Genomic DNA, 20,621 nt, shown 5'->3' with positions numbered 1-20,621 from the left:
GTCACGCCTCGGCCAGGGCGCCGTACAGGATCAGGGCGGGCGCATCGCTCACAGCGTCCGCCAAACGGGCCGCCAGATCCGCAACGCTCATCCGGTGCAGGGCCTGCGCCTCGGTCGACACCCCTTCGGCCAGCAGGGCGGGCGTGTCGGCAGGCAATCCGCCCGCCATCAGCATCTGCGCCAGCGCGGGAAAGGTCCGCTGGCCCATGAACACCACCGTGGTGGCCTGCGGATCGGCCAGGGCCGCCATGTTCAGATCCTCGGGCAAGGCCCCGCGCACATCATGGCCGGTGATGAACTGCACGCGCCGCGCGGTCAGACGCCGGGTCAGGGGAATGCCCGCCGCCGCCGCCGCCGCACAGGCCGACGGCACGCCGGGCACGATCTCGAACGGAATACCGGCGGCCTTCAACGCCTCCGTTTCCTCCTCCAACCGGCCAAAGGTGCCGCCATCCCCGGATTTCAGGCGCACGACACGGTTGTTGTCCTGCGCATACTCCACCAGCAACTGGCTGACATGATGCTGCTTGGGCGACGGGCGGCCCGCACGCTTGCCCACACCGACAAGGTCGGCGCCGCTGCGCGCATGGGTCAGGATCGGCCCGGAACTCAGGTCATCGAACAGGACGGCATCGGCCCGTTTCAGCCGGTCCACGGCCTTCAGCGTCAGCAACTCGGGATCACCCGGGCCGGAACCCACGAAACTCACAAAACCGGTCATGGGGCCTCGCCCGTGATCAGGTGAAAGAAGGTGCCGGTGACATGGCCCTTGCGCGACCCGGTTTCGGGCACCGGGTTGCCATCGGCATTCGCCACCTGCGCCAGCGGCGCGTCGGGTTCGTCCAGAATGGTGGTGTAGTGAAATTCGTGTCCGCGCAGCGCCGCGCCGGTCGCAAATCCGGGCATCGGCGCATCCAGCACCGCGCGGCGATAGCCCAGGTGAAACTTCCGCTTCTCGAAACTGGTTTCCAACCCGAACAGACCCGCCATTGCGTGCCGCGTCCCGTCCTTGTCAGTCAGGCCCGCGCCCAGCACCATGTAGCCGCCGCATTCGCCGTGCACGGGCCGCGTCTTTGCGTGTTTGCGCAATCCGCCCATAAAGGTCGATGCCGCCGCAAGCGTTCCGCCATGCAGTTCCGGGTATCCGCCCGGCAACCACACCAGGTCGGCATCTGTCGCCGGGGCCTCATCGGCCAATGGCGAAAACGGCAGGATTTCGGCCCCTGCGGCCCGCCACCCTTCCAGAAGATGCGGGTAAGTAAAGGAAAACGCCGCATCCCGCGCCAGCGCGATCTTTTGGGCGGGGGGCTTTGGCAGCGGATGCGCATCGGGCACGGGCCCCGCAGACGCCGCCGCCTTGATCGCGTCCAGATCGACATTGGCGCGCAGGAAATCGGCATAGCCCGCAATCGCGGTTTCAAGGTCGGGATGTTCGACGGCCTGGATCAGGCCCAGATGCCGTTCGGGCAGCTTCAGGTCGCCGCGCCGGGGCAGGCTGCCCAGCACCGTGACGCCTGCACGCTCCATGCCGGCCCGCGTCAACCGCTCGTGTCGCGGGCTGGCGACCCGGTTCAGGATCACGCCCGCAAAGGGCAGATTGGGATTGTAGGTCTTGAACCCCAGCGCCGTGGCTGCCGCCGATTGCGCCTGGCCGCCGACGTCGATGACAAGGATCACGGGCCAGCCCATGGCCAAGGCCGTCTCCGCGCTTGAACCAAATCCCGATTGCCCCCGTGTCGCCACGCCGTCGAACAGGCCCATGGACCCTTCGGCCACGCAGATATCGGCCCCATCCATCTGGGCCGCGACACCGCCCAGCAGCGCGCCGTCCATGGCCCAGGTGTCAAAGTTGAAAGACGCGCGCCCGGCGGCGGCAAGGTGAAAGGCCGGGTCGATATAGTCCGGCCCGGACTTGTAGGGTTGCACCACCAGCCCGTCGTCGCGCAGCGCCCGCAACAGGCCCAGCATCACCGTGGTCTTGCCCGTGCCCGAGGCCGGTGCGGAAATCATCAGGCCCTTAATCATCGCGATGGCTCCAGCTTGCCCAGGGGCTGTCCGCGCTTTGCGGGCGGTACCGCCGGTCATAATCGGTTGAATAAAGACAGCTTTCGTCGAACCTCTCTGCCCCGATGGCGTGGCCCACAAGGATCAGCGCCGTGCGGCTGATCCCGTCATGCATCGCGTCCTTGAGGGTGGACAGGGTCGCATGGATGATCTGCTCGTCCGGCCAGCTGGCGCGGTAGACAACCGCCACGGGACAGTCCGCACCATACGCAGGCGTCAAGTCTGCAATCACCTGATCCAGGTTCCCGATGCTCAGGTGGATCGCCAGTGTCGCGCCCGTGGCGGCGAAGTTGGTCAGCGTCTCGCCCTCCGGCATACTTGAGGCCCGCCCCGGCGTCCGGGTCAGCACCACGGATTGCGCCACGCCGGGCAGGGTCAGTTCCGCGCCCAAGGCGGCGGCGGCTGCGGAAAAGGACGGCACGCCGGGTGTCACGGTAAAGGGAATGCCCGCCGCCTTGATCCGCCGGAGTTGTTCGCCCATCGCGGACCATACGGACACGTCTCCCGAATGCAGGCGCGCGATGTCGTGGCCGTCTGCATGGGCTGCCTCGATCTCGGCCATGATCTGGTCCAGGTCCATGGACGCGGTGTTCACGATCCTTGCATCGTCCGGGCAGTGACCCAGGATCGCCTCGGGGACGAGCGACCCGGCATAGAGGCAGACGGGGCAGGCGGCGATCAGGTCGCGTCCCCGCAGGGTCAAAAGATCGGGCGCGCCGGGGCCTGCGCCAATGAAGTGAACGGTCATGTGTCTGGTCCTTCGGCAATGGCGCAGGTGGCCATGCGGTCGTGTGAAATCTGGCGCGTGACAATCAGGGTCGGGTCCTTGCCGGCGCCGGCAAGGGCGGACGCTTCGGCCACTGACCCTGTGCGCCGCGTCAGACGGCTGGTGAGGGACTGCGTTTCGGTCATCGCGGCCTCCAGAGCGCTTGGCGGGACGGCTTCGATGCGCCAACCATGTGTTCGTGCAAGGTCAAGGATCGCGGGATGCGCGACCTTGTCATGGGCTGTCGCGATCTTGCCGATCGGACCGTCATAGCCGGTGGCCGCAAGCGCCTGTGACAAGCTGTCGACCGTCGCGCGCGAGGTAAAGCCGAACCCTGCAACAATCATCGGTCCAGGCTCCATTGCACGACGGGGTAGGATGCGTTCCATCCGCGTTTCGGGCCCAAAGGTGCGGCGTGGCTGATGGCGATGCGGGTCAATGCCCCGCCATGCGCGGCCTGTGCGGCGGCCAGGAGGGCCTCGCCCTCGAGCGTGACGGCGTTGACGACAATACGGGCCGGTACGGCGGTGACAGCGTCAAGCACCTGCGCGGACAACCCGCCGCCCACGAAGATCGCGGCAGGCGCTTTCAACCCGTCCAGCACGTCGGGGGCAGCGCCCTGGACGATGGTCAGCCTGTGCTCGACCCCAAGGCTTGCGGCATTCTCGGCAATGCGCGCGGCACGGTCTTGGCGCGGCTCGACCGTGGTCGCGGTGGTCGTCGGATGGGCCAGCAGCCACTCCAATGCGATGGACCCTGAGCCTCCGCCGATGTCCCACAGATGCTCGCCCGGTTTCGGTGCAAGGGTGGACAGGGTGATGGCGCGGATGGGCCGCTTGGTGATTTGGCCGTCGTTCAGGAACGTGTCGTCGGTCTGGCCGGTCGCGGCGGTCAGGACCGCGCCGTTGCCCGCGACTTCAATGGCGGCGCAGACCGGGTGATCGAAGGGGCCTGCGATGTCAGCGGCGCGCGCGGACGTAAGGCGGTCCTGTGGGCCGCCCAAATGCTCCATCACATGCAGGGTGCTGTCCGCGAAACCGCTGGCGCCGAGGTAGCTGGCAAGCGCGTACACCGCGTCGCCGTCGCGCAAGGTGACGATCAGGCGCGCACCGGGGGCAAGGTGGCGGCGCAGCCGTTCCATGGGCGCGGCGTGCAGGCCGAGGCAGGCTGTGGTTTCCAGTGGCCAGCCAAGGCGCGCCGCGGCGAGGGAGAAGCAGGACACGCCGGGGAGGGAGGTCCATTCGTGCGCGCCGAAGCTGCGTGCGATGACGGACCCGGCCCCGAACCAGAACGGATCGCCTGATGCGAGGACCACGACCTTTTGTCCCCGCAGGGACGCGAGGATTGCGATGCCATCCGCGTAGGGAACCGGCCAGGGGATGAGATCTGTCCCCGCGGGGACACTTGTGGTTAATGGCGCGTTAACCACAAGATCGAGGTGGCGCTGGGGGGCCATGATAACCTCGGCCCGGCCCAGAGCGGCTTGACTTGCGGCGCTGAGGCCTGCAACCCCGTCCTCGCCCATCCCGATGATTGTCAGCCAAGGGTCAGACATGCGCGCGAACCTCTTGATCCTTGCCGGGACAACGGAAGCCACGGCGTTTGCCAATGCAGCGGCAGAGGCGGGTGTGCAGGGCATCGTCAGTTTTGCAGGCCGCGTGGATCGGCCAAAACGCCAGCCCTTGCCGCAGCGCATTGGCGGGTTTGGCGGGGTTGCGGGGCTGGTCGACTACCTGCGGGCAGAGCGGATCACCCATGTGATTGACGCCACACATCCCTTTGCCGCGCAGATGAGCACAAACGCCGTCGCCGCCTGCGCTGCGGCCCATGTGCCGCTGATCGCGCTGACCCGCGCGCCGTGGGCTGCGCAAAGCGGAGACAACTGGACCCATGTGCCGGATATTGCGGGAGCCGTTGCGGCACTCAACCAACCCGCCAAGCGTGTCATGCTGGCCGTTGGGCGCATGCATCTGGCGGAATTCGCACCGAACCCGCAGCATTTCTATCTGTTGCGCCTGGTCGATCCGCCCAAGGACGTGCCGCCCTTTCCCAATCATCACGTGCTGGTGTCGCGTGGTCCGTTTACGGAAAGCGACGACCGGGCGCTGATGCAGGAACACCGGATTGATCTGGTTGTGTCCAAGAACGCGGGCGGCAGCGGGGCCTATGCCAAGATCGCCGCCGCGCGTGCCCTTGGCCTGCCGGTTGTGATGATCGACAGACCGTCGGTGCCGCAGCGGCATGAGGCGCACAGCGTCGCCCAAGTGATGGACTGGCTGCGTCATTCCGGCGTGGACCTTGGTGTGTAAACCAGCGGGGACCCGCAGCGTGTTATGATCCGTGTGCGGGACGAGCCGACGATGACCATGGTGCGCATATCGGCCATGTCGGGGGTTGTGTCGGGCAGGGGGACGATGCGGATTTCTTCGTCGGGGCGCGTGACGTTGCGGGCGAAGATGACGGGACGGTCATCGCCGCAGGCGTCTTTCAATACCTCAAGCGTGCGCACAAATCCTTCTGGCCGGGATTTACTGCGCGGGTTGTAGAAGGCCATGGCAAAGTCGGCCTCAGCCGCGAGGCGCAGGCGCTTTTCGATCAGGGCCCAGGGTTTGAGGTTGTCCGACAGATTGATGGCGCAGAAGTCATGGCCCAGCGGTGCGCCGCAGCGGGCAGAGGCGGCCAGCATGGCAGTGATGCCGGGCAGGACGGTGATGTCGAGGTTGCGCCAGTGGTCTGGGCCATTTTCCACAGCCTCGAACACGGCGGCGGCCATGGCGAAAACTCCGGGATCGCCGGAGGAGACGACGACGACTTTTTTGCCGTCCGAGGCCATCTCCAACGCATGGCGGGAGCGGTCAATCTCGACCCGGTTGTCGGAGGCGTGCAGCGTCAGGCCGGGGCGGTCTGCGATGCGTTCGACATACGGGATGTAGCCGACGATATCCGTCGCCTGCGCCAGCACATCCGACACTTCGGGCGTGATCAGGGCGTCGTCGCCGGGGCCAAGGCCCGCGATGCGCACCCAGCCGGTCATGGGCGGCGGCCCTGTCCATGCACCACGATGATCGAGAAGTAGGGCGTGATCTTGCCCATCGCCTCGCACAGCTTTTGCACGGTCTGTTTCGGCATGGCGGCATATTCGATCAGGTAGGCGTCCTCGAACTTGCCCGCCCGGCGCAGGGCGCGGCGCACCTTGTCGATGTTGCGCCCGATCTTCATCACCACCAGCGCGTCGGCGGCTTCCATGCCGCGCACTAGCGTGTCTTCGTCCAGCGTGCCCATCAGCACGGTCAGGATGTCGTCGCCCCAGGTGATCGGGGCGCCTGTGGCCGTCCAGGCGCCGGACATGCCGGTGATGGCGGGCACAACCTCGACCGGGACATGGGGTTTGAGGCGGGTATAGAGGTGCATGAACGAGCCGTAGAAGAACGGATCGCCTTCGCAGAGCACCACGACGTCTTCGCCCTGTTTGGCAAGGGCGTGCAGGTGGTCCGTGCATTCGGCGTAGAACGTGCTCAGAATCTCGTTATAGCGCGGATCGCTGAGCGGGATTTCGGTCGTGACCGGGTATTCCATGGGAAATTCAACGGCATGGTCCGCCAGCATCCCGTTGACGATGGTGCGGGCCTGACCCGGGCGGCCTGCCTTGCGGAAGAAGGCCACATGGCGCGCGTTGCGCACCAGCCGGTCGGCGCGGACACTGAGCAGGTCCTGCGCGCCGGGGCCGAGGCCGACGCCGTGCACTGTCCCGGCGGTTTTGGTCATTCCTTGCGGCTCGCGATGGCGTTGACGGCGGCGACGGTGATCGCGCTGCCGCCCAGACGCCCCTGCACGATGCAGCAGGGGACGGGTTGCGCGGCCCAGAGCGCGTCCTTGGATTCGACCGCGCCGACGAAGCCCACGGGGCAGCCGATGATGGCGGCGGGGCGGGGGCAATCGGGGTCTTCGAGCATGTTCAGCAGGTGAAAGAGCGCGGTGGGGGCGTTGCCGATGGCGACGATGGCCCCTGCGAGGTGGGGCCGCCAAAGCTCGAGGGCGGCGGCGGAGCGGGTGTTTTGCATCTCTGCCGCCAGTTCGCGGACGCCGTCGTTATGGAGGGTGCAGATCACCTCGTTATGCGCGGGCAGGCGGGAGCGCGTTATGCCCTCGCTGACCATGCGGGCGTCGCAGAGGATGGGCGCGCCGGATTCGAGAGCGGTGCGAGCGGCGGGGACGAAACCGGGGGAAAAGCGGCAGTGCTGTTCAAGGCCCACCATGCCTGCCGCGTGGATCATCCGTACGGCGACCTGTTCCTCGTCCGCATCGAAGTGTTTCAGGTCCGCTTCGGCCCGGATCGTGGCGAAGGATTGCAGGTAGATGGCCGCGCCATCGGTTTCGTATTCGTAGGGCATTTTAGCTCGCTGGTGTCAGGAGGTCGTCGGGCTTGAGCCCGCGCTGGCGGGGGGCATCCCATGGATGGCCGTTTTCCACAAGGTCATACGCGCCGTTGTTGCCGACGAGGGTTGTGGGCGCGGGGCGCGGGTGTGCGCAGCCCTTGGCGCAGCCCGAGACGTGGAGGCCGGGTTTTGCAAGTTGACGGGCGAGCTGCCGGGTATCGACCGTGGCCGAGGCGCAGGCGGGTGCACCGGGGCAGGCGTGGATGTGCAGGAGCGGGTCGGTTGGGTCGGTGATGAACCCGTGCGGGGCGCAGGGTTGCGCGTTTTCGAGCAGGAACAGCCGCCATGGGGTGACGCGGAGGGCAGAGGCTTGGCTGTCCCTGATCAGAGCGGCGAGGGCGCTGGCGTCGATGCTGCCGAAGGCCGCGCCGTAGGTGTTGTCGCCGGGTTGGAGGCGGTCGCCCGGCGCTGCTGGTGGTGTGTCCCGCCATGTCGCGGGCAGCTCGTTGGTTTCCAGATGTTTGGCCATGCGCCCCGCGGTTGGGCCGCCTGTGGCGACGAACCAGTTGGTGAGGTCGGTCAGGGCGGCCGGTGCGTCCGCTTCGGTGACGGGCTTGCCCATGGGCGCGCCGTCGGCCCGGAGGATGAGGCCGTTTTTACTGCGTTCGAAGCGGAAGTCGGCGGGGGTGTCGGAGAGGACCGGGCCAATTCCGGTGTCGATGGCGATGCCCATCTTGGCGGGCAGCCTGGGCATGTCCGGCAGCGCCTGAAGGATGGCGGCGTGCAGGCGCGTGGTGAGGTCGCTTTTGGCCCAGAGGGGTGTTGTCACGATGTTGCGGCGGGCTTCGCCGTCTGCGGTGGCGTCGATCAGGTCGAGGTCAAAGAGCGCTTGGAGCAGGTCTTCGTGCCTGTCCTCGGACACCCCGCGCAGTTGCAGGTTGGCGCGGCTGGTGAGGTCGATGATGCCGTTGCCGTGGGACCGGCTGAGGGCGCAGAGGCCGAGGGTCTGGCCCGCGGTGAGCCGCGCAAGACGGGGGCGTATGCGTACGATCAGCCCGTCACCGGACATCATGGGGCGCCATGCGCCGGGGCACCAGCCCTTGACGGTCATTGGGCGGCTTCCAGGCTGGCGCGGATGGAATTGCGGCGCGTGTGCCAGAGGCCTGCGGCATCCAGCGCGGCGAACTGGTCCTGCATGGCCTGGTATGCGCTGGGGTTGGCGTCTTGCAGGAAGGCGCTGACCTCCGGGTCGCCCAAGGTGGCGTCATGGTAGGCGTCGAAGAGGTGCGGGCCGACGACACCGGCAAGATGGGCGAAGGCGGCCATGTGGTCGAGCGTGGCGGCAATCTCGGCCCCGCCGCGAAAGCCGTGGCGCATCATGCCGCGCAGCCAATCGGGCTGGGTCGCGCGGGCCTGGACGACGCGGGCGACCTCTTCGGGCAGGGTGCGGGCGCGGGGGCGGTCGGGTTGGGTCGTGTCGAGGTGATAGAGCGCCGCCTTGCCGCCGGTGACGGCTTGGGCGGCGGCGAAACCGGCCTCGTGCGCGGCGTAGTCAGAGGCGAGCAGGACGTCGGTTTCGGGCAGGTCTTGCAGGTGGACGAAGCTGTCGGCGGCGGCGACGCGGGCGCGGATACCTGCCTCGTCTTTTGTCGTCATTGTGCCGTCGAGGGCGTAGGCGGATGCGGCGATCCATGCCTGACCGGCGGCAGCGCGGCTTTCGTCGGTGTAGGTTTCGATGTCCGCCCCCATGCCAAGGCCGAAGCTGCCCGGCGCGGGGCCGTAGACGCGGGCCGCCGGTGTCTGCCCTGCATAGGGGTTCCAGTCGGGCGCTTCGTCGCGCGCAGCCAGCGCGCGGACGGCTTGGGAAAAGAGGGCGGACAGCGTCGGGAACACGTCGCGGAAGAGGCCCGAGACCCGCAAGGTCACGTCGATGCGCGGGCGGTCGAGGTCGGTGATCGGCAGGACCTCGATGCCGGAGACGCGTTCGGAGCCTGTGTCCCAGACGGGTTTCACACCCAGAAGGTGCAGCGCCATTGCGAACTCCTCGCCCGCGGTGCGCATGGTGGCAGAGCCCCACAGGTCCACGATCAGGCCACGCGGCCAATCGCCTTCCTCTTGCAGGTGGCGGCGCACGAGTTCTTCGGCCAGTTTCACGCCCTGGGCATGGGCGGCGCGGGTTGGCACAGAACGCGGATCGGTGGTGTAGAGGTTGCGGCCTGTGGGCAGCACGTCGCGCCGTCCGCGATAGGGGGAGCCGGACGGGCCGCCCGGAATGCGTTTGCCGTTTAGCGCGTCGATCAGGGCAATGCGTTCCCCGCCGGCTGAAATGCCATCGCCGTAGGGTGTGCCTTCAGGCGCACCACGGCCCCAGATGTGCAGCCCGTCGCCGAACTGGCTTTCCTTGATATCGCAGACAAAGCGGTCGATGCGGGTGATCGCTTCGGCGGAACAGGTGGCGCGGTCGAGGCCAAGGTCGTTTTCGACGCCGATGGCCTGCGCTTCGGCGCGGATGCTGTCTTGCAGCCGGTCGCGGCGTTTCGGATCGAGGCCGTCGGCGTTCGAAAACTCGTCAAGCAGCGACTCCAACCGAACAAAACGGTCGGGCGTGGCGCTGTCCTTCATGGGCGGGGGCAGGTGGCCGAGGGTCACGGCCCCGATGCGGCGTTTGGCCTGCGCGGCCTCGCCCGGGTCGTTGACGATGAAGGGGTAGATGACGGGCAATGTGCCGGTGAGGGCCTCGGGCCAGCATTCGCGAGACAGCGCAACGGACTTGCCGGGCAGCCATTCAAGCGTGCCATGCGCGCCGATATGGATCAGGGCCTGCGTCTGGGTCTGGAGCCAGAGATAGAAGGCGACATAGGCGTGGCGCGGGGTGCGCGACAGGTCGTGGTAGTCGTCGTCGCGCGTTTTGGGCGCGCCGCGTTCGGGTTGCAGGGCGACGAGGATGTTGCCCCGGCGCGTGGCGGGGAAGTGGAAATGGCCTGTGTCAGTGTCCTGCTCTGGATCGCCCCAGGCTGTTTGCAAGTCGTCTTGAAGAGACTGCGGCAGGGTGGCGAGTGCCGTTTTGTAGTCGGCAAGCGGCCACGGGATGGTTTCGGTTTCCAATGCACCTGTGACGGGCGTCAGGTCAGTGTCGTGGCCCGCCTCTTGCAGGTCCGCGAGGATCGCGTCGGACGAGGCAAGCGCATCGAGGCCCACGGCGTGGGCCATGTTCCAGTCCTTGCCCGGATAGGTGCTGAGGATCAGGGCGAGGGAGCGGTCCTGTGCGGGTGTGGCGGCAAGGTTGGTCCACGCCTTGACCCGGTCCGCGACCATGTCGATGCGCTGCGTGTCGGCTTTGTGCGCGTAGCGGGCGAATTGCAGGGCTTTGTCGCGCGGCTGGGGTTCCTTGAACGAGGCCACTCCGGCAAACAGGCGCCCGTCCACTTCGGGCAGCACCACGTGCATGGCAAGGTCGGTAGGCGACAGGCCGCGTTCCGCTTCGGCCCATGCGTCGCGGGTGGAGGTGGCCAGCGCGATCTGGAAGACGGGCACGTTGCCCGCGTCCAGCGGGGAGGTGCCGGTGCTTCCGATGCCGGAAAAGGCGGTGGCATTGACGATTGCCGCAGGCTTTAGCTGCGCGATCTGGCGGGCCATCCATGCGGCGGGTTCGGGGGCCTTGAGCGACGGTGCGAACAGGCCGAGGACCCGGAAGCCGCGTGCGCGCAGGGCGTCGAACATGGCCTCAATCGGGGACAGGTCAGCGGCGGCGAGGTAGGCGCGGTAGAAGGTGACAAGGATCAGCGGTTTGTCATCTGCGGCGATGATCAGCGGGCAGGCGACGCCGTCTTCGGGCGTCCATGCGCCGACTGTCGGCAGGGCCTTGGAGCCTTTGACGGGCCCGGCGTAGAGGCCGGAGGCGAGCGCCATTTGGGCCAGCGCCGCTTGCGCCGCGACAGCCCCGCCGGTGTCGCAGAGATGTGCAAGGCGGCGGAGGGTGGAGACGGGCAATGTCGAGATGGCGTCGAGCCGAGGGTCTGGCCTGCCATCGGCGGGCAGGACGGCGAGAGCGATGCCCTTTTGGCGGCAAAGGGCTTCGACCTGCTGGAGGCCGTAGGCCCAGTAGGGGACGCCGCCGATGAGGCGGATCAGGATGCCCTTGGCCCCGTCCAGCGTCTGTTCGATATAGGTGTCGACCGACAGCGGGTGTTTCAGGCCCACGAGGTTGGCAAGCCGTATGGTGGGCAATTTGCCCACCGCCCTGTGATACGCCGCCGCAAAGGCCCCAAGGTCGCTGTCGGAGAAGGACAGCACCACCAGATCCGCGGGCGTCTGCCCCAGATCGGTGGGTGTCTCGGTCTCTTCGAGCCCGTGGCTTTCGCGGAAGACGACGTGCATGGGCGTCCTGTCTGGTTATTCGGCAGCTTCTGTGACGTGCACGAGGGCTGCGCGAATGGCTGCTGCATTCACGTCGTCATGTTCGGCAATCACGACCAAACGGCCCTGCCGCGCCTCGTTGGCGGCCCAAGGGCGGTCGTATTGGTGGCGGACCCGCGCGCCAACGGCCTGCACCAGCAGGCGCATGGGCTTGCCGGTGACGGCGGCGTAGCCTTTGACGCGCAGGATGTTCTGCGCCTTGGCCATGGCTTCGATGCGGGCGACGAGGTCGGCGGGATCGGCCACTTCGGGGAGGTCGATGATGACACTCTCGAAATCGTCATGTTCGTGGTCGTCATGGCCGTCGTGGTGGGAGGGCCTTGCGTCCATGTCGTCTTCGGCCGCAGCCTCAAGCCCCAGGATCACGCGGGGGTCCACGGCGCCTTCGGCCACTTCCACGATGGGCAGGGGGCGGGGGGCCTCAGTTGCGATGATCGCTTTGGCCTTGGCGATACCGTCGGGGCCGGCAAGATCGGGTTTGGTCAGAAGGATGATGTCGGCGCAGCTGATCTGGTCCTCGAACACTTCGGACAGGGGTGTTTCGTGGTCGAGGCTGTCGTCGGCTTCGCGCTGGGCATCCACGGCGGCGACATCCGGGGCAAAGCGGCCCGCGGCGACGGCCTCGGCATCGGCCAGCGCGATCACGCCGTCCACGGTGATGCGGCTGCGGATATCGGGCCAGTCGAAAGCCTTGAGCAGCGGTTTCGGCAGGGCAAGACCGGAGGTTTCGATCAGGATGTGTTCGGGCTGCGGGTCGAGCGCCATCAGCGCCTCGATCGTCGGGATGAAGTCATCGGCCACGGTGCAGCAGATGCAGCCATTGGCCAGTTCCATGATGTTTTCGGCAGGGCAATCGGGGATGGCGCAGGATTTGAGGATATCGCCGTCCACACCCACATCGCCAAACTCGTTGACCACCACGGCAAGGCGCTTGCCCTGCGGGTTCTGCATCAGGTGGCGGACAAGGGTCGTCTTGCCGGAGCCGAGGAAGCCGGTGATGACGGTGACGGGGACTTTGCTCAGGTTGGCCATCTCAGAACTCCTGTGGAGGGATGCGGGCGATGCAGTTCTTGCGGAAATGTTCGGGGCGTTCGCGCCAGGGCACGAGGCCATCGGATGTGGCGGCGTATTTGCCGATGCCCTCGATCACCATGTCGGCGTCGCGGTCTTCCATCAGGTTGCCGTAGACATAGGTCCAGCGCCCGGCCCCACCACGCACGGCGACGGAGCAGCCGGACGAGCAGTTCGACAGGCATTCGACGGCCCGAAGCGTCACGCCCTCGGGCATGGTGCGGTTCGCCAGTTCGGCATGCAGCGCCTCGCCCGGGCGCGTGCCGCCGTCGGGCACGTCCAGCTCGCGGCGGCATTTCACGCAGACCAGAAGCTCTACGGGGGGCAAATCAGCCATGTCATTTCCCAATCGGGGGACGGCATGGCAGATGACGGGCAGCCCTTCGGCGTCTGGTCCCGACACCCGGCACACCCCGTCCGGTTTCGTCTTCTCTTGCTGGCAGGTCTCCCGGCTTGCGGATTTCGAGCGGATGCTCTGCGGCCACCCTGCCTTCCCGGCACGGATGCCAGTGGCGTGGGGGGACCTCTCCGGTCACGGTCGCGGGGGCGGCTGCGTTTGGGCCTTGCGGGCCCGTAGCATTCCCTTTTCACCCGAGACGAGCCCCGGGCACCAGCAGAACCGTAGTGCGCGGGCCTCGAAACAGAGTCAAGCGTGATCGGCGCTGGCACCTTGTGCATTTCCATGGCACCAAACGGACCAGACCCAAGGAGGACGTCATGGACGACATCACCGAACGCCACAACGCCAAGATGAAAAAGATCAAGGCGGCCCGCGACAAGATGATGGAGACGAAGACCGAGGAAAAAGGTCTGATCATGGTGCATACCGGGCCGGGCAAGGGCAAATCATCGTCCGGGTTCGGGATGATCATGCGGTGCATCGCGCATGGGATGCCCTGTGCGGTGGTGCAGTTCATCAAGGGCAACTGGGATACTGGCGAAAAGACGTTCCTGCGCGACCGCTTTGCGGATGAGTGCCGGTTTTTTGTGTCTGGTGAGGGGTTTACATGGGAAACGCAGGACCGCGAGCGCGATATTGCGGCGGCCGAAAACGGCTGGCGGATTGCAAAGGAACAGATTCTGGACCCGGAGGTGCAGTTTGTGTTGCTGGACGAGATCAACATCGCGCTGCGCTATGACTATCTGGACATCGACGAGGTGGTTGAGTTTCTTCTGACGAAGAAACCGCAAATGACGCATGTGGTGCTGACGGGGCGGAATGCTAAGGCCGAGTTGATCGAGGCGGCGGATCTGGTGACAGAAATGACGCTGGTGAAGCACCCGTTCAAGGATCTGGGCGTGAAGGCGCAGAAGGGGGTTGAGTTTTAGTTGCTTCTTGAAAATCAGCCAGACCTAATTTGTATGACGGCCAATCTGGCCGGGCAGTTGGGCAGAGGGACTCCTGATCTGAGCGTCGCAAGTGCTTGGGGCTGGCAGCTGATTGAGCGTGATATCGCAGTCTCTCTTTCTGCGCGTATCGCCAACGAGGCCTCCAGTCTGTCGTCGAGTGAGGTGTATGATGATTTGAAAATGACGTTCAAGCACCTGAATCTGGTATGGTATGGTGATGAACGAAGGTCCAATCGACTTGTCGCATTTTCCCACCTTGCGGCGGCTTGGCAGTCAGACACTGCGCTTTTGAATGCGCTACACTTTTTCTCTGACTTCGAATTTGACGACGGGATCTTGTACCTTCTTGCTTGCGGCCTCGGCGATTTGGCTGATGGTATTTCACCGACCTATCATGACCTTGAGTTGACCTTTGGTAACCGCGATCGGTTGGCGCGTGACCGTGTGATTGAGTGGCTAGACGAAAATCGAGTTGTTATCGAGCCAGCTATAAACTCGTATCGCGAGGCGCTGCTTTGACCGCCCTCATGATCCAAGGCACAGGCTCCAACGTGGGCAAATCCATGCTGGTCGCAGGCCTGTGCCGCGCGGCGGTCAAGCGTGGGCTGTCCGTCGCCCCATTCAAGCCGCAGAACATGTCCAACAACGCCGCTGTCACTGCGGACGGGGGCGAGATTGGACGCGCCCAGGCCTTGCAGGCGATGGCCTGTGGGCTGGACCCGCATACGGACATGAACCCGGTGTTGCTTAAACCCGAAACGGATGTCGGCTCTCAGGTCGTGGTGCAGGGCAAGCGGCTCACGACCGTGAAGGCGCGTGAATACGCCAAGCTGAAACCAGCGTTGCTGGATGCCGTTCTGGACAGCTTCCACCGGCTGAAATCACGCAGTGATCTGGTACTGGTCGAAGGGGCGGGCAGCCCGGCCGAGGTGAACCTGCGCCCCGGTGACATTGCGAACATGGGCTTTGCACGGGCGGCGGATTGCCCCGTGATCCTGGCCGGTGACATTGACCGGGGCGGTGTGATTGCCCAAGTGGTCGGCACGCAGGCCGTGATTGACCCCCGCGACGCGGCCCTGATCGAAGGGTTCCTGATCAACCGGTTTCGCGGCGATCCGCGCCTCTTCGATGATGGCTATGCCATGATCGAACAGCATACGGGCTGGCGCGGATTTGGCGTGGTGCCCTGGTTCAACGACGCGTGGAAACTGCCCGCAGAGGATGCACTGGACATTGCCACGCCGTCACGCGCCGATGGGCTGCATATCGTCTGTCTCAAGCTGTCGCGCATCGCCAATTTCGATGATCTGGACCCGCTGGCGCAGGAACCGGGCGTGCGGCTCACCATGCTGCACGCAGGTCAACCGCTGCCGGCAGATACGGATGTGGTCATCATTCCCGGCAGCAAATCCACGCGGGGTGACTTGGCGTTTGTCAAGGATCAGGGCTGGGACGAGGACGTGCGCGCGCATGTGCGGCGGGGTGGCCATGTGCTGGGCATTTGCGGGGGGTACCAGATGCTTGGCACCGTGGTCGATGATCCGGGCGGGATCGAAGGACCAGCGGGGGCGACCTCGGGTCTGGGCCTTCTGGACGTGCGCACGACCATGTCCGATGACAAGCGGCTGACTACGGTTGACGCTGTGCACATGCCCAGCGGGCAAGGGTTTCAGGGGTATGAAATCCACATCGGGCTCAGTGACGGGCCGGACCGCGCGCGGCCCTTTGCACGGGTTGCGGGCGCTGACGAGGGGGCGATCCGTGCGGATGGGCGCGTTGCAGGCAGTTACCTGCATGGGATGTTCCGCGATGACGGGTTCCGGCGGGCCTGGCTGGCCGGGTTCGGGGTCAGTGGCGGCAATGCGTCTTATGCCACAACGGTCGGCGCGACACTGGATGCGCTGGCCGATCACCTCGAGGCGCATCTGGACGTGGACGCGCTTTTGGCTTGCGCCCGCTAGGGCAGGGACCCAAGGTTGCGCCATGCCGCATATCATCCTCGACTATTCCGCCAATCTGGAGACCGTGATGGACATGCACGGGCTCTGTGTCGCGCTCAAGGACGCGGCGGCGGCGACCGGTGTCTTTCCACCCGCAGGGATCCGGGTGCGCGCGCATGCGGCCAACCATTTCGTGGTGGCGGACGGCGATCCGAAGCACAGCTTCATCGACATCACGATCCGTCTGGCCGCCGGGCGCAGTGACGCGCAAAAGACGCAGGCGACGGACGCGGTGTTCGACGCGGCCAGGGCGTTCACGGCGGACCACATGGCCACGCATCCCTTCATGCTGTCGCTGGACCTGCGCGAGATCGACGCCGACCACAGCCGCAAGATCAGTTCGATCCGCGACCACCTGCCCCCCGACATGCACTAGGTTTCTTCCGACCAAAAATACGACGGGGGAGGCCGCAAGGCCGGGGGCAGAGCCCCCTGAAACATGGTGTCGCGCGCATGCGCGTCCTTGGGATCAGTCGAAGGTAAACTCGGGCAACTGATCAAAGGCGACCTTCAGCGCCTCGCCCCATCCGTTCGAAACCGTGCGGAAATAGGGATCATCCGCCTCGATCCGTTCGGCCCGGGTGATGGCAAGGCTGTCGGCGGCATAGGTCACGTAATCCAGCGGCAGGCCCACCGACAGGTTCGACTTGATGGTGGAATCAAAGCTGACCATCAGCAACTTGACCGCATCCTCGAACCGCATGGCAGGGTCCTGGGCGCGCACGATGATGGGCTTTCCGTATTTCGCTTCGCCGATCTGGAAGAACGGTGTGTCATCCGAGGCCTCAATGAAATTTCCCTCTGGATAGACCAGGAACAGGCGCGGCTCCGATCCGTTGATCTGGCCGCCGATGATCATCGTTGCGCCAAAGGCGCCATCGGCCTCCATGCCGCTCGTTGCATTTGCCGCGATCACCTCTTTCAGGGTCCGGCCCACTTCGCGTGCGACCTGGAACATGGACGGCGCCTCGAGGATCGAGGGCTTGCGCTCTTCTGGGGCCTTGGTGCGCTCATCCAGAAGCGAGATGACCGATTGCGTTGTTGCCAGATTGCCGGCCGTCATGATGACGATCACGCGCTCTCCCGGGACCTCCCAGGTGTGCATCTTCTTCACGGTCGAGATGTTGTCGACGCCGGCATTGGTCCGGGTGTCGGACATGAAGATCAGCCCGGCATCCAGCCGCATCCCTACGCAATATGTCATATCTTGTGTGTCCCAACCCCGACTCGGGGTAAATCTGCGCTATTGCTGCTGCACCTGCAAGGTCACGGACATAGCTTCCCCTGCGTTACCATACCGTAAACCCGAGATCGGGGCCGCGCCGCGATAATCCAGACCCGTGGCCACCCTCACATAGCGGGCGTCGGGCGAAATCCCGTTCGAGATGTCAAAACCGACCCAGCCCAGACCCTCCACATGCGCCTCGGCCCAGGCATGGCTGGCATCCTGATCCACGCGGTCATCCATCATCAGATATCCAGAAACATAGCGTGCCGGATATCCCAATGCGCGCGCGGCGGTGATAAACACATGCGCGTGGTCCTGACAGACGCCGTGACCGGCCTCCATCACATCTTCGGCCGTCAGGTCGGATGCGGCCTGGTCCGTGGAATAGGGGACCAGCTCCAGCACATGGGCCGACAGCGCATGCAGCCGGTCCAGGTCGCTGCCATCCTTCGGTGCCGCCTCGGCCAGCGCCCGAACGCGCGCGCCCGCCCCGGTCAGCGCGGTGCTGCGCCGAAACAGCCACAGGGGCACAAACCCGCCTTGCGGGCCGACGACGCCGGACGTGTCTTCCACATCGACCGTCCCCGAACAGGTGATTTCAATGTCGGACTGCCCGGGTGCAAAGCTGACCAGGTCAACGGCGTTGGCATGTTCGTCCTCGAACGACACCTCGACCTGTCCGCCCGTCACCTCGATGGTCCAGTCTTCGATCAACTGGCCGGGCCGCGATTTGGGGCGCAGGCGCACCTGCTGCAAACCGTAGGGCACAGGCGCGTCGTAGGTATAGTGGGTCTTGTGATGGATTTTCAGGCGCATGGCTTACTCGATGAACCGGTAGTCAATTTCGATCTGACGGCCCAGCGATGCACTGTCGCGCAGGAAATCGGTGATGAACTCATGCAGACCGTAGTCGAAAATGGCGTTCATGTCATGCGACCGGAACCTGGCACAGAGCGCATCCGCCAGGGCCTGACAGGTATGGCGCGTGCCGTATTCCTGCTCCAGATAGCCCAGGTTGTCCCCGATCTTGCCATAGCAAAAGGCCAGGCTGCGGGGCAGACGGCCATCGAGGATCAGGAACTCGGCAATTTCCTTTGGGTCGATGTCACCCTCGTGCAGGGTCTGGTAGGCGCGCGTGGTCGACGTGGCGCGCAGGATGGTTTCCCATTGCACATTGTCCGACGGGCTGCCGACCAGCCGGACCGAGGGCAGAAGGATATAGTATTTCTGGTCCAGTATCCGCGCCGTGTTGTCCGCGCGTTCGTAAAACGTCCCGATCCGGGCGAAATTGTAGATGTCGTTGCGCACCATGGTGCCATGCAGCGCGCCGCGCACAATGGCACTGCGCTGCCGGATCACTTGCAGAACGCGGGGCAGGTCGCGGTCCTGAACGGGATGCGACAACAGCCGCTTGAGCACCATGTAGCATTCGTTCACGGCCTCCCACACTTCGCGGGTGAGCGCGGTGCGCACGACACGCGCGTTCATCCGTGCAGCTTCGATCCCGGCCATGATGGAGCCTGCGTTGTTGGGATCGCGCAGCAGGAAATCGATCACCTTGGGGCCATCCGGCGCACCATGGGTCGCCGCGTAAGAGGCGCTGAGGCCCGTGGATGACAGGATCGAGGTCCATTCGCTTTCCGCCGCACTGGACCGCGTCAGTGAAATGCGCAGGCCCGCATCAATCATCCGGGCCGTGTTCTCGGCCCGTTCAAGATAGCGGAACATCCAAAAGAGGCCGCCGGCGGTTTTGCCCAGCATCGCGCTACTCCTCCAGGACCCAGGTGTCTTTGGTGCCGCCGCCCTGGGACGAATTCACCACCAGCGACCCGTCGGTCAGGGCCACGCGGGTCAGACCGCCCGGTGTGATGTCGATCCGGTCGGGCGACACCAGCACGAAAGGGCGCAGGTCCACATGGCGCGGGGCCAGCCCCGCATCCGTCAGGATCGGAACGGTCGACAGGGCGAGCGTGGGCTGCGCGATATAGTTGCCGGGGGCCGCTTCCAGCTTGACTCGGAATGCCTCGATCTCTTTTTTCGAGGCCGCAGGTCCGACCAGCATGCCGTAGCCACCGGATCCGTGCACTTCCTTGACCACCAGATCGGCAAGGTTATCCAGCACGTATTTCAGCGCGTCCGGTTCCGAACATCGATGCGTCGGCACGTTTTTCAGGATCGCCTTCTCGCCCGTGTAGAATTCGACGATATCGGGCATGTAGCTGTAGATTGCCTTGTCGTCGGCGATGCCGGTGCCGGGCGCATTGGCGATGGTGATCCCGCCTGCACGGTACACATCCATGATCCCCGGCACGCCCAGCATGCTGTCGGCATTGAAATTGAGCGGGTCCAGGTATTCATCGTCGACCCGGCGGTACAGCACATCGATGGGCTTGTAGCCCCGCGTCGTCCGCATCGCCACGCGGCCGTTCACGACGCGCAGGTCGTGGCCTTCGACCAGTTCCGCGCTCATCTGATCGGCCAGAAAGGCGTGTTCGTAGTAGGCCGAATTGTGGATGCCCGGCGTCAGCACGGCCAGTGTGGGCCGCCCGTTGCAGGCGTTTGGCGCGCAGGCGGACAGCGATTTGCGCAGGGACCTGGGATATTGGCTGACCGATTGCACTTTGATCTTGCTGAAGAGTTCGGGGAACATGTGCAGCATGGTTTCGCGGTTCTCGAGCATGTAGCTTACGCCCGATGGCGTCCGCGCGTTGTCCTCAAGCACAAAGAATTCATCGTCACCCGTGCGCACCAGGTCGGTGCCGACGATATGGGTATAGATGTCGCCCGGTGGCGCGACCCCAATCATCTCGGGCAGGAACGCATCGTTGCGGGCGATCATCTCGGCGGGCAGGCGACCTGCGCGCACGATTTCCTGACGGTGGTAGATGTCATGCAGGAACGCGTTCAGCGCGCGCACCCGCTGTTCGATCCCCTTGGCGACCTTGGCCCATTCGCGGGCCGCAATGATGCGGGGCACCAGATCGAAGGGGATCAGCCGTTCGGTGGCGTCCGGATCGCCGTAGACGTTGAAGGTGACGCCGATCAGGCGAAACAGCGCTTCGGCTTCCTCGGACTTGGCAAGCAGACGGCCCGTGTCTTCGTGCTGGAACCAGTCGCAGTAGTCGGCATAGGGGGCACGCGGGTCGGTGCCATGGCCGAACATCTCGTCAAAATAGGCGGGTTTCTTCGACATCCTATTAGCCTGCACATTCTGCCCCTTGCCGCAACCAAACACCTCGCAGGTCGGAAAGTTCCTGATTTACTGCCCAAAAATCATGCACTTGAGGCCAGTGCGTAGCCGTCTGCAGGGGGCGTGACCCGGTGCCGGCGCTGCGTGATCACACAAGATC

The 20,621-nt window shown here is 65.2% G+C and carries 21 protein-coding genes and 1 riboswitch; of the genes, 5 read left to right on the top strand and 16 right to left on the bottom strand.

Annotation, left to right across the window (positions count from 1 at the left end):
- Position 1 precedes the first annotated feature (1 nt).
- The 5 genes from cobA to cbiE are packed head-to-tail and all read right to left on the bottom strand — an operon-like array spanning position 2 to position 4,385.
- Complete coding sequence (gene cobA, locus Q0844_RS06580; protein ID WP_299043208.1) at positions 2-721, bottom strand: uroporphyrinogen-III C-methyltransferase; 720 nt, start codon at positions 719-721, stop codon at positions 2-4.
- Positions 718-2,025 carry a cobyrinate a,c-diamide synthase gene (locus Q0844_RS06575; RefSeq protein ID WP_299043207.1) on the bottom strand — a complete coding sequence of 436 codons (1,308 nt, stop codon included), beginning with the start codon at positions 2,023-2,025 and terminating at the stop codon, positions 718-720. Before Q0844_RS06575 ends, cobA begins: the two co-directional genes overlap by 4 nt.
- Entirely contained in the window at positions 2,018-2,812 is a 795-nt protein-coding gene (gene cobM / locus Q0844_RS06570) for a precorrin-4 C(11)-methyltransferase (RefSeq protein WP_299043206.1), read from the bottom strand. The genes Q0844_RS06575 and cobM overlap by 8 nt, the downstream gene beginning before the upstream one ends.
- Complete coding sequence (locus tag Q0844_RS06565; protein WP_299043205.1) at positions 2,809-3,177, bottom strand: cobalamin biosynthesis protein; 369 nt, start codon at positions 3,175-3,177, stop codon at positions 2,809-2,811. Before Q0844_RS06565 ends, cobM begins: the two co-directional genes overlap by 4 nt.
- Positions 3,174-4,385, bottom strand: coding sequence for a precorrin-6y C5,15-methyltransferase (decarboxylating) subunit CbiE (cbiE, locus tag Q0844_RS06560; protein WP_299043204.1), 1,212 nt, complete (start codon positions 4,383-4,385; stop codon positions 3,174-3,176). Before cbiE ends, Q0844_RS06565 begins: the two co-directional genes overlap by 4 nt.
- Between cbiE and Q0844_RS06555 the strand changes: the two genes are divergently transcribed.
- Positions 4,384-5,139, top strand: coding sequence for a cobalt-precorrin-6A reductase (locus tag Q0844_RS06555; RefSeq protein ID WP_299043202.1), 756 nt, complete (start codon positions 4,384-4,386; stop codon positions 5,137-5,139). The two genes, cbiE and Q0844_RS06555, sit on opposite strands and share 2 nt — an antisense overlap.
- On the opposite strand, the gene cobJ is transcribed toward Q0844_RS06555, so the two are convergent.
- Genes cobJ through Q0844_RS06520 form a run of 7 tightly spaced genes read right to left on the bottom strand, consistent with a single transcriptional unit; the run spans position 5,112 to position 13,030 of the window.
- Entirely contained in the window at positions 5,112-5,864 is a 753-nt protein-coding gene (gene cobJ / locus Q0844_RS06550; protein WP_299043200.1) for a precorrin-3B C(17)-methyltransferase, read from the bottom strand. The two genes, Q0844_RS06555 and cobJ, sit on opposite strands and share 28 nt — an antisense overlap.
- Complete coding sequence (gene cobI / locus Q0844_RS06545; RefSeq protein ID WP_299043199.1) at positions 5,861-6,595, bottom strand: precorrin-2 C(20)-methyltransferase; 735 nt, start codon at positions 6,593-6,595, stop codon at positions 5,861-5,863. The genes cobJ and cobI overlap by 4 nt, the downstream gene beginning before the upstream one ends.
- Positions 6,592-7,221 carry a precorrin-8X methylmutase gene (locus Q0844_RS06540; RefSeq protein ID WP_299043197.1) on the bottom strand — a complete coding sequence of 210 codons (630 nt, stop codon included), beginning with the start codon at positions 7,219-7,221 and terminating at the stop codon, positions 6,592-6,594. The genes cobI and Q0844_RS06540 overlap by 4 nt, the downstream gene beginning before the upstream one ends.
- 1 nt (position 7,222) lies before the next feature.
- The gene (locus Q0844_RS06535; RefSeq protein WP_299043196.1) at positions 7,223-8,317 is read right to left on the bottom strand and encodes a cobalamin biosynthesis protein CobG; all 1,095 of its coding nucleotides are present in this window, start codon (positions 8,315-8,317) and stop codon (positions 7,223-7,225) included.
- Positions 8,314-11,583, bottom strand: a complete 3,270-nt coding sequence (gene cobN / locus Q0844_RS06530) for a cobaltochelatase subunit CobN (RefSeq protein ID WP_299043195.1) — start codon at positions 11,581-11,583, stop codon at positions 8,314-8,316. The genes Q0844_RS06535 and cobN overlap by 4 nt, the downstream gene beginning before the upstream one ends.
- A 15-nt stretch (positions 11,584-11,598) precedes the next feature.
- Positions 11,599-12,654, bottom strand: coding sequence for a cobalamin biosynthesis protein CobW (gene cobW / locus Q0844_RS06525; protein WP_299043193.1), 1,056 nt, complete (start codon positions 12,652-12,654; stop codon positions 11,599-11,601).
- 1 nt (position 12,655) lies between these two features.
- The gene (locus Q0844_RS06520) at positions 12,656-13,030 is read right to left on the bottom strand and encodes a DUF1636 domain-containing protein (protein ID WP_299043191.1); all 375 of its coding nucleotides are present in this window, start codon (positions 13,028-13,030) and stop codon (positions 12,656-12,658) included.
- Between the two features lie 83 nt (positions 13,031-13,113).
- Positions 13,114-13,323, bottom strand: a riboswitch (cobalamin riboswitch).
- Between the two features lie 87 nt (positions 13,324-13,410).
- On the opposite strand from Q0844_RS06520, the gene cobO reads away from it, so the two are divergent.
- From cobO to Q0844_RS06500, 4 genes are read left to right on the top strand one after another with little or no spacing between them, the layout of a single operon-like run.
- Entirely contained in the window at positions 13,411-14,022 is a 612-nt protein-coding gene (gene cobO, locus Q0844_RS06515) for a cob(I)yrinic acid a,c-diamide adenosyltransferase (RefSeq protein ID WP_299043189.1), read from the top strand.
- A gap of 33 nt (positions 14,023-14,055) precedes the next feature.
- Positions 14,056-14,562, top strand: coding sequence for a hypothetical protein (locus Q0844_RS06510; RefSeq protein ID WP_299043187.1), 507 nt, complete (start codon positions 14,056-14,058; stop codon positions 14,560-14,562).
- Positions 14,563-14,570: 8 nt separating this feature from the next.
- Positions 14,571-16,004 (top strand): cobyric acid synthase, encoded by a 1,434-nt coding sequence (locus Q0844_RS06505; RefSeq protein WP_299043185.1) that lies wholly within the window; start codon positions 14,571-14,573, stop codon positions 16,002-16,004.
- A gap of 22 nt (positions 16,005-16,026) precedes the next feature.
- Entirely contained in the window at positions 16,027-16,419 is a 393-nt protein-coding gene (locus tag Q0844_RS06500) for a 5-carboxymethyl-2-hydroxymuconate isomerase (protein ID WP_299043183.1), read from the top strand.
- 93 nt (positions 16,420-16,512) lie between these two features.
- Here the strand turns inward: Q0844_RS06500 and Q0844_RS06495 are convergent, their stop codons facing one another.
- Genes Q0844_RS06495 through Q0844_RS06480 form a run of 4 tightly spaced genes read right to left on the bottom strand, consistent with a single transcriptional unit; the run spans position 16,513 to position 20,464 of the window.
- Positions 16,513-17,247: a proteasome-type protease gene (locus Q0844_RS06495; RefSeq protein WP_299043182.1), complete on the bottom strand. Its 735-nt coding sequence runs from the start codon at positions 17,245-17,247 to the stop codon at positions 16,513-16,515.
- 39 nt (positions 17,248-17,286) lie between these two features.
- Positions 17,287-18,087 (bottom strand): transglutaminase family protein, encoded by an 801-nt coding sequence (locus tag Q0844_RS06490; RefSeq protein WP_299043181.1) that lies wholly within the window; start codon positions 18,085-18,087, stop codon positions 17,287-17,289.
- A 3-nt stretch (positions 18,088-18,090) separates the two neighbouring features.
- A complete protein-coding gene (locus tag Q0844_RS06485) occupies positions 18,091-19,032 on the bottom strand; it encodes an alpha-E domain-containing protein (protein ID WP_299043180.1) in 942 nt (313 codons plus the stop codon).
- 4 nt (positions 19,033-19,036) lie between these two features.
- A complete protein-coding gene (locus Q0844_RS06480) occupies positions 19,037-20,464 on the bottom strand; it encodes a circularly permuted type 2 ATP-grasp protein (RefSeq protein ID WP_299043179.1) in 1,428 nt (475 codons plus the stop codon).
- Between the last annotated feature and the right edge of the window lie 157 nt (positions 20,465-20,621).

The sequence above is a fragment of the uncultured Tateyamaria sp. genome, assembly GCF_947503465.1.
GTDB lineage: Bacteria > Pseudomonadota > Alphaproteobacteria > Rhodobacterales > Rhodobacteraceae > Tateyamaria.
Note: the sequence above shows the minus strand (reverse complement) of the source record. Positions and strands in the feature narration are given on the sequence as shown.

What these genes read in the sequence shown, in the direction of transcription:
- Q0844_RS06500 (WP_299043183.1), top strand. Translation starts at nt 16,027, where the DNA reads ATGCCGCATATCATCCTCGACTATTCCGCCAATCTGGAGACCGTGATG.
- cobN (WP_299043195.1), bottom strand. Translation starts at nt 11,583, where the DNA reads ATGCACGTCGTCTTCCGCGAAAGCCACGGGCTCGAAGAGACCGAGACA.
- Q0844_RS06520 (WP_299043191.1), bottom strand. Translation starts at nt 13,030, where the DNA reads ATGGCTGATTTGCCCCCCGTAGAGCTTCTGGTCTGCGTGAAATGCCGC.
- cobO (WP_299043189.1), top strand. Translation starts at nt 13,411, where the DNA reads ATGGACGACATCACCGAACGCCACAACGCCAAGATGAAAAAGATCAAG.
- cobJ (WP_299043200.1), bottom strand. Translation starts at nt 5,864, where the DNA reads ATGACCGGCTGGGTGCGCATCGCGGGCCTTGGCCCCGGCGACGACGCC.
- cobM (WP_299043206.1), bottom strand. Translation starts at nt 2,812, where the DNA reads ATGACCGTTCACTTCATTGGCGCAGGCCCCGGCGCGCCCGATCTTTTG.
- Q0844_RS06555 (WP_299043202.1), top strand. Translation starts at nt 4,384, where the DNA reads ATGCGCGCGAACCTCTTGATCCTTGCCGGGACAACGGAAGCCACGGCG.
- cobI (WP_299043199.1), bottom strand. Translation starts at nt 6,595, where the DNA reads ATGACCAAAACCGCCGGGACAGTGCACGGCGTCGGCCTCGGCCCCGGC.
- Q0844_RS06535 (WP_299043196.1), bottom strand. Translation starts at nt 8,317, where the DNA reads ATGACCGTCAAGGGCTGGTGCCCCGGCGCATGGCGCCCCATGATGTCC.
- cobA (WP_299043208.1), bottom strand. Translation starts at nt 721, where the DNA reads ATGACCGGTTTTGTGAGTTTCGTGGGTTCCGGCCCGGGTGATCCCGAG.
- Q0844_RS06505 (WP_299043185.1), top strand. Translation starts at nt 14,571, where the DNA reads ATGATCCAAGGCACAGGCTCCAACGTGGGCAAATCCATGCTGGTCGCA.
- Q0844_RS06575 (WP_299043207.1), bottom strand. Translation starts at nt 2,025, where the DNA reads ATGATTAAGGGCCTGATGATTTCCGCACCGGCCTCGGGCACGGGCAAG.
- Q0844_RS06490 (WP_299043181.1), bottom strand. Translation starts at nt 18,087, where the DNA reads ATGCGCCTGAAAATCCATCACAAGACCCACTATACCTACGACGCGCCT.
- Q0844_RS06540 (WP_299043197.1), bottom strand. Translation starts at nt 7,221, where the DNA reads ATGCCCTACGAATACGAAACCGATGGCGCGGCCATCTACCTGCAATCC.
- cobW (WP_299043193.1), bottom strand. Translation starts at nt 12,654, where the DNA reads ATGGCCAACCTGAGCAAAGTCCCCGTCACCGTCATCACCGGCTTCCTC.
- cbiE (WP_299043204.1), bottom strand. Translation starts at nt 4,385, where the DNA reads ATGTCTGACCCTTGGCTGACAATCATCGGGATGGGCGAGGACGGGGTT.
- Q0844_RS06485 (WP_299043180.1), bottom strand. Translation starts at nt 19,032, where the DNA reads ATGCTGGGCAAAACCGCCGGCGGCCTCTTTTGGATGTTCCGCTATCTT.
- Q0844_RS06495 (WP_299043182.1), bottom strand. Translation starts at nt 17,247, where the DNA reads ATGACATATTGCGTAGGGATGCGGCTGGATGCCGGGCTGATCTTCATG.
- Q0844_RS06480 (WP_299043179.1), bottom strand. Translation starts at nt 20,464, where the DNA reads ATGTCGAAGAAACCCGCCTATTTTGACGAGATGTTCGGCCATGGCACC.
- Q0844_RS06565 (WP_299043205.1), bottom strand. Translation starts at nt 3,177, where the DNA reads ATGATTGTTGCAGGGTTCGGCTTTACCTCGCGCGCGACGGTCGACAGC.
- Q0844_RS06510 (WP_299043187.1), top strand. Translation starts at nt 14,056, where the DNA reads ATGACGGCCAATCTGGCCGGGCAGTTGGGCAGAGGGACTCCTGATCTG.